Consider the following 6,401-nt stretch of genomic DNA (forward strand, 5'->3'; position numbering starts at 1 on the left):
ACTCCTGGCGCTGCGTGAGGTTCAAAACCTGCACATACCCTTTTGTGCAAGGAGCGGGACGATGTTCAAGCAGACTCTGGCAATCCTTCTGGCCAGCGCCACCCTGGCGGCATGCGGCAGCCGCCCGGAAAACCCGGTGGACTATGTGACCTACCGCAACGAGCCCCTGGTCAAGCAGGTCGAAAATGGCATGACCATGCAGCGCGTGATCGCCATCGGCGGCAGCCCGTCCAATGTCATCGACCTGCCCAATGGCGGTACCTGCAACGATTACATCCTCAACCGCGACGGCAAGCAGCAGCCGTACTACGTGCGCTTCGATGCCACCGGCCATGTGGATGCCAAGGGTTTCAAGACCTGCAAACAACGTGAAGAAGACCGCGAGGCCGTCAAAGGCGCGTAAGGCTTCCGCTACCTGACTACGACTACCTGATGCTTTTCGGAGATGAAACATGAACACGACTGAAATGACCGATATCCAGACCCTGCGCCAGCGTGCACGCGAGCATGTAGAAAATGGTGCAGTGACCGAAGGCTACAATGCTGATCGCGAGCGCATCATCAAGCTGCTCAACGATTCGCTGGCCACCGAGCTGGTCTGCACCCTGCGCTACAAGCGCCACTACTTCATGGCTTCTGGCGTCAAGGCCAGTGTGGCTGCCGAAGAATTCCTGGAGCATGCCAACCAGGAATCCGAACATGCCGACAAGCTGGCCGAGCGTATCGTGCAACTGGGCGGTGAGCCTGACTTCAACCCGGACAACCTGAGCAAGAACTCTCACGCCCAGTACGTGGCAGGTGCGACCCTCAAGGAAATGGTCCTGGAAGACTTGGTGGCCGAGCGTATCGCCATCGACAGCTACCGCGAGATCATCCAGTACATCGGCGACAAGGACCCGACCACTCGCCGTATCTTCGAAGACATTCTGGCGCAAGAAGAAGAGCACGCCGATGACATGTCCGACCTGCTCGACGGTCTGTAAGGCCAATCGCAACACGCAAGGCCGCTGATGCGGTAATGCTCGTCACGCAGGGCTGCTTCGCAGCCCATTGCGGTCGGTCCGGCGCCCTGATCGGACCGTTCCCAGCCTCGGTGATTGTGAAGCGCCGACTGTCTTGTCCCAGACCTTTGAGTTACTGAACCCTGTGATCGGTCCCGCCGAGGTGCTGGGCTGGCTGCCAGGCCACGCAGCGCCAAGGGTTTCCAGCTCGGCAGCTCAGAGGGTCGGGGCTGCTGCGCAGCCCCAGCATTCCAGCTCGGCAACTAACAGGGCCACAGGGCGCGGCAGGACCTCTGAACCGCCGCGCCCATCGTCTTCATCACTTGCGGCCTTTGACGGCCGCCGGCGCCTTGCCTTCCTTCATCTGCTGCAACAACGGTGTGCACTGGTTGGGATCATCACCACTGCTGGGCGCGACCAGCGCCAGGAGACCGGCCGCAGGCCCCGCGACCACCCCAAGGGCAACCATGCCGGCACCGCGCAGCGCCAGCGGTACGGCCTGCACCCCGGCGCTCGGTTTGGCGAAAGCCCCCCGCACATACAGCGGCGAGCGCAGGGAGAACAGCCTCAGCCCCTTGGATTCCGGTGTGATCTTCAGGTCCAGGCGCTCATTGGCGAAGTTGGCGGTGCCGTTGATGTAGATGATCGCGTTCTCGGTATCGAAAATGAACAGACGCGTGCTGGCAAGGCCATCCTTGATACCGACATCGGCAGCGGCGCAGTTGATCTTCACGTCTTCATCACCGAACAGTTTGTCGACGATGTAGTTGCCCACGTTCAAACCTGCGATTTCCATGAGGCTGCGGCTGATGGCGCCATCGTTGACCAGCATGCGCAGGTCGCCATTGGCGCTACCGAGCAGTGCTGCCACGGAGTTGCCGCTACCGGTAATGTCGGCATCCCCATTGAGCTCGCCAAAGCTGCTTTGCATCGGCGCGAAAGAAGGGAACAGCTGCTTGAGCTTGAATCCCCTGGCGGTCAGCCGTGCACGCCCCTGCAACGGAACGTTGCGGCCGTCCAGGCGGATGCGCGATGCCAGGTTGCCGCCCGCTACGCCAAACCTCAAAGGCTCCAGGCGCAGCAGGCCGTCTTCCAGGATCACGTGGGCCGACAGGTCGTTGAAGGGAAGCTGCTCGCTGTGCACGATGCGCTTGCCGGTGAAGGTGACATCGGCATCCATGGCGCGCCAGCGGTCGGTACGAAATTCCTCGACCGGCAGGACCTTGTCGGACGGCTGCTTGCTGGCACCGCCACGGGCTTTCTGCTCGGCATTGGAGTCAGCGCCGATCAGTGGCGCCAGGTCCTTGAACAGGAGCTGGTTGGAAACGAGCTTGCCCGTGAGCTTGGGCCGAGGCTTGCTGGCGACGTACGCCAGGTCACCATGAATGTCGCTGTCACCGATCTTGCCATTGAACCCTTGGTACTTGAAGGTGGCGCCCTGCTCAGCGTGCAGGTTGGCGCTAAGGTGGCCATCGGTGGAATATGCCGGGGTGTCAGGCAATGTCACGCCGGTCAACGGGAACAGATTGCCAAGGCTCGCGCCCGACAGGCGCAGTCGCAGGTCGAGTGCACCCAGGTTGAGCGGATCGGTCAGGGTACCGGCCAGTACCACATGGGTGTCGGCGATGCGCACATCCGCTTGCAGTGGGAAGGGTTGATCGGATGCTTTGAGTGCCAGCAGGCCACCGATCTTGCCAGTGCCGGACACGGGCTGATCCTTGTAGCGCCCCTGCGCCTTGAGGCCGAATGCATAGTCCTGTGCAGGCGCCGACTTCTCGGCCGTGGCCTTGCCCACGATGTCGCTGAACGGAATCGGCTTACCCAGCGGATCGATCTGGACCTTCATGCGAGCCTTGAGCGTCTGGTCGTCGAAGCTGACGTTACCTTGGTCGAAACCAATCGCACCGATGTCCATTTCCCATTTGGACGGTGCTTCGTTTTCGTCTTTCGGGCCGAAGTCGAAGTTCCAGTTGGCCCTGCCGTCCGCCAGGCGTGTCAGGCTGGCAGTCGGCTTGGTCAAGTTGATGCGCGGGATGCTGACTTGGTGAAACAACAGGGGCAGCGGCGACAGGCGAAACTCCACGCGCTCCAGTGCAACCATCTGCGGCTCTTTGAGCCAGTCCGGGTTGCCCAGGGTGAGGTCTTCAGCCGTGAAATGCGGCCAAGGTATCCATGCCCGCCAGCCCCCTTCTTCAGGCTCGGTGCGCCAGTGCACTGCAAGGTTGCCGTTGATGGCGAAGGGCCGATGCAAGGCCTCGGACACCTTCTCGTTGAGCAGCGGCTTGACGCGGTTCCAGTCGAAGGTGGCAATCACCACGACCAGGATTGCCAGCACGGTCAGCAGTGTGGTCAGGGTCCAGAGGATGATTCTGGCGGGGCGCGTCATTGCGTGAGTCTCCATGCGGCAAGGCGAAAACAAGCGTAGCGGTGAGGGGTCATGTATCTGGGACTGATGAAAGGCGTGAGGGTTTTATCTCAGGGGGAGGATAGCCAAGAATTTCCCGCGTCTGGGTGCGTTTGGCTCGTCATGCTCACTCGGTGCATCCCTTACGCACCCCTACCATCAAGCCCGCCGGCGGCCCTGCAAGGCTCTGAATAGAGCCTTTGACGCCTGATATTAATGGGGTCGATTTTTACCATTACCCGGATGAACTTCTCTGTGCAAGTGCGAGGCGTAGCATTGGCTACACACCCACTTTCCAGCCCCGCAGAGGAGCACCGAATCATGAAACGCCACCTGTTGACCCTCACCTTTTCCTTGCTTGCAGCCAATGCGTTCGCCCTGCCAGGTGCCGAGCAGCACCTGACGGCCGAATCGCGTTCGAGCGCTGTTCAAACCATCCAACCACTTGAAACACTCGCCGAAGGCGGCTCCGACCGGTTGATCGAGCGCAGCGCCCGTGTTGCCGAAGGGGGTTCCGATCGCCTGATCGAGCGCAGCGCCCGTGTCGCCGAGGGCGGTGCAGATCGCTTGTCGCAAACGGCACGGGTGAGCTGACCTTATGGAAGACGCACCGCGCCGTCGTCTACCTGACCTCCCCCTTCGAGCCCGGTCCATTGACCGGGCTTCGTTTTTTTAACTAGAGTGCCCAGCCACCCTTTATAGAAACCTGCATCATGTTGCCGCGTGCCGAACAGAAGCTACAGACCCGCCAGGCCCTGCTCGATGCCGCCTGCCTGCTTATGGAGAGTGGTCGTGGCTTTGGCAGCATCAGCTTGCGCGAAGTGGCCAAGGCGGCCGGCATCGTGCCCACCGGTTTCTACCGGCATTTCCCGGACATGGATGCACTGGGCCTGGCACTGGTCAATGAGGTGGACGATACCTTCCGCCAGACCATCCGGCTGGTGCGGCACAACGAGTTCGAGCTGGGCGGTATCACGGATGCGTCAGTTCGTATATTTCTCGATGTAGTCGCTGCCCACCGCGCCCAGTTTCTATTCCTGGCACGGGAGCAGTACGGAGGGTCGCAGCCCGTGCGCCAGGCCATCGCCCAATTGCGGGAAAACATTACCGCTGACCTGGCCACCGACCTGGCCCGGATGCAGCGTTGGCAGCACCTGGACAATGCGGCGCTTACCGTCATGGCGGACCTGGTGGTCAAGACCGTGTTCGCCACCTTGCCCGAATTGATCGACAGGCCGGAAAGGGGTGAGCCGCAGGCGTTGACCCCTCAGGAGAAGATCACCCAGCAGCTGCGCTTCATTTTCGTCGGTGCGCGGCACTGGCAAGGGCTCGGCAACCCCGGCTGACGGGCTCGGCAGACCCGACTTCTGCTACCATGGCGCCCTGCCCGACAGCGACGAGCGCCAAGATGTCCAACCCCCGCCCTACCCTGCCCGAACTGACCCGCTTCAATCAGCACTTTGCCGCGTGCATCGTGCCCCTATGGCAGGGGCCAGGTTGGAACACCGAGATGGCGTTGCCTTACGAGGCCCTGGACGCCGAGCATCAGCCGTTGCCGGTGCAGCGCTATCGGGCCATGGCTTGCGCACGCCAGTTGTACCTGTTCAGCAGCCGCATCGGTCAACCGGGCGCGGCCGAACGCGCCGCGGCATTGTTCCGCTCCTTGCAAAAGCACTTTCATGACCCCGAGCACGGTGGCTGGTTCTACAGCATCGACGCCCAGGGCAAACCGCTGGACCGACGCAAGGACCTCTATACCCACGCGTTCATCGTCTTCGCCTGCGCGCACTATTGGGGCCAGGTCCGCGACAGCCTGGTGGCCTCCACCCTGGCTGGTGCGCTGGACGTCATCGAGCATCGCTTTGCCCGGGATGATGGCTTGTACGAGGCCAGTCTGGGTGAAGACTGGGGCAACCTGGGCAGTGGCGCGCTGCAAAACCCGCAGATGCACCTGGCAGAGGCCTTCTTGCAGGTGTTGGCCGTGCGTGATGATCAGGCTGTGCAGCAATCGCTTCTACAGTTATGCACAGCGATGCAGGCCCACTTCATCGACCCTGCCCACGGGGTGATGCTGGAAAAGCCCCGGGGCACTGTGGATAACTGGTTCGAGCCGGGTCATCAGTTCGAGTGGTTCTATTTGCTGCACACTTCGCCGCTGCTGCGTGGGACGGCGTTGCATGCGTCCATTGAGCGGGGCTTTGTTTTTGCCGAGCACCATGGCGTGAAGGACGAGGCGGTGCTGGCGATGCTGGATGTGCAAGGGCATGTGCTGGATGCGACTCAGCGGATCTGGGCACAGGCCGAATACGCCAGGGCCCTGGCATTGCGCCCTGATGCAGATGTGAAGCTGCCCAAGCTGTTGCAGGCCCTGCAGGGGCGGTTCTTGCGGCAAGCGGGATGGTATGAATGCCGGGACGGGCAAGGCGATGTCAGCCGGCATGATATGCCGTCGACTACGCCTTATCATCTGGCCACTTGCCTGGAAGGGTTGAAACGATTGGAGGGGTGAGGTCGGGGCCTGCAATGTTGTTACCGTAATGGGCAGTGAGGCTCAGATCCTGGAGCCGTCCAGTGCGCTGGCACGTTTTCGTCATTGGAATACGTACAACGGCGAGTGTTTCAAGAGCTGCCACGGTATCAAGTCTTTGACTTAATGGCGTCGTATGTCCGTACTGCTAATTGTGCTGCCCAATACTTGGAATATGACATAACCAAAGCTCAAAACTCTCTGCTTTTGCAACGGCAACTATAACTTCACCCCGTTAGTTAACGCTTGCACATTCCTTTAACACTCCTCAATCCTCATGTAGGAGCGGCCTCGCCGGGGCGCCGGACCGGCCGCGATGGGCCGCGCAGCGGCCCCTAGATTTAAGCATTATCGCTGCTACTGGGGCCGCTGCGCGCCCCATCGCGGCACAAGGCCGCTCCTACACGGGATATGTCTAGCGGCAAGTTTAGACATTATTAGCCCCACTACAGACGCTGTTGATCTTGAT

Annotated in this window: 5 protein-coding genes and 1 pseudogene; 5 read left to right on the forward strand and 1 reads right to left on the reverse strand. The window is 61.1% G+C overall.

Annotated elements, in window-relative coordinates:
- The first annotated feature begins 61 nt into the window (after nucleotides 1–61).
- Together osmE and B2S33_RS05345 are read left to right on the forward strand one after the other, a co-directional pair.
- Entirely contained in the window at nucleotides 62–403 is a 342-nt protein-coding gene (gene osmE, locus B2S33_RS05340) for an osmotically-inducible lipoprotein OsmE (RefSeq protein ID WP_027915304.1), read from the forward strand.
- Nucleotides 404–452: 49 nt separating this feature from the next.
- Nucleotides 453–983 carry a ferritin-like domain-containing protein gene (locus tag B2S33_RS05345; RefSeq protein WP_023534650.1) on the forward strand — a complete coding sequence of 177 codons (531 nt, stop codon included), beginning with the start codon at nucleotides 453–455 and terminating at the stop codon, nucleotides 981–983.
- Between the two features lie 337 nt (nucleotides 984–1,320).
- Here the strand turns inward: B2S33_RS05345 and B2S33_RS05350 are convergent, their stop codons facing one another.
- On the reverse strand, nucleotides 1,321–3,387 hold the full coding sequence (locus B2S33_RS05350) for an AsmA family protein (protein WP_027915305.1): 2,067 nt from the start codon (nucleotides 3,385–3,387) through the stop codon (nucleotides 1,321–1,323).
- A 339-nt stretch (nucleotides 3,388–3,726) separates the two neighbouring features.
- Between B2S33_RS05350 and B2S33_RS05355 the strand changes: the two are divergent.
- From B2S33_RS05355 to B2S33_RS05365, 3 genes and pseudogenes are all read left to right on the forward strand, one after another.
- Nucleotides 3,727–3,975: pseudogene (locus tag B2S33_RS05355) on the forward strand (phage infection protein); the annotation flags it as partial.
- 143 nt (nucleotides 3,976–4,118) lie between these two features.
- Complete coding sequence (locus B2S33_RS05360; RefSeq protein WP_027915307.1) at nucleotides 4,119–4,751, forward strand: TetR family transcriptional regulator; 633 nt, start codon at nucleotides 4,119–4,121, stop codon at nucleotides 4,749–4,751.
- A 62-nt stretch (nucleotides 4,752–4,813) separates the two neighbouring features.
- Complete coding sequence (locus tag B2S33_RS05365; RefSeq protein WP_027915308.1) at nucleotides 4,814–5,914, forward strand: AGE family epimerase/isomerase; 1,101 nt, start codon at nucleotides 4,814–4,816, stop codon at nucleotides 5,912–5,914.
- The last annotated feature ends 487 nt before the right edge of the window (nucleotides 5,915–6,401 follow it).

This window comes from Pseudomonas sp. UBA5568, from assembly GCF_002425525.1.
Taxonomy (GTDB): Bacteria; Pseudomonadota; Gammaproteobacteria; order Pseudomonadales; family Pseudomonadaceae; genus Aquipseudomonas; species Aquipseudomonas fulva.

Excerpts from the sequence above, each read along its gene's own strand:
- osmE (WP_027915304.1), top strand. The coding sequence starts at position 62 with ATGTTCAAGCAGACTCTGGCAATCCTTCTGGCCAGCGCCACCCTGGCG.
- B2S33_RS05350 (WP_027915305.1), bottom strand. The coding sequence starts at position 3,387 with ATGACGCGCCCCGCCAGAATCATCCTCTGGACCCTGACCACACTGCTG.
- B2S33_RS05360 (WP_027915307.1), top strand. The coding sequence starts at position 4,119 with ATGTTGCCGCGTGCCGAACAGAAGCTACAGACCCGCCAGGCCCTGCTC.
- B2S33_RS05345 (WP_023534650.1), top strand. The coding sequence starts at position 453 with ATGAACACGACTGAAATGACCGATATCCAGACCCTGCGCCAGCGTGCA.
- B2S33_RS05365 (WP_027915308.1), top strand. The coding sequence starts at position 4,814 with ATGTCCAACCCCCGCCCTACCCTGCCCGAACTGACCCGCTTCAATCAG.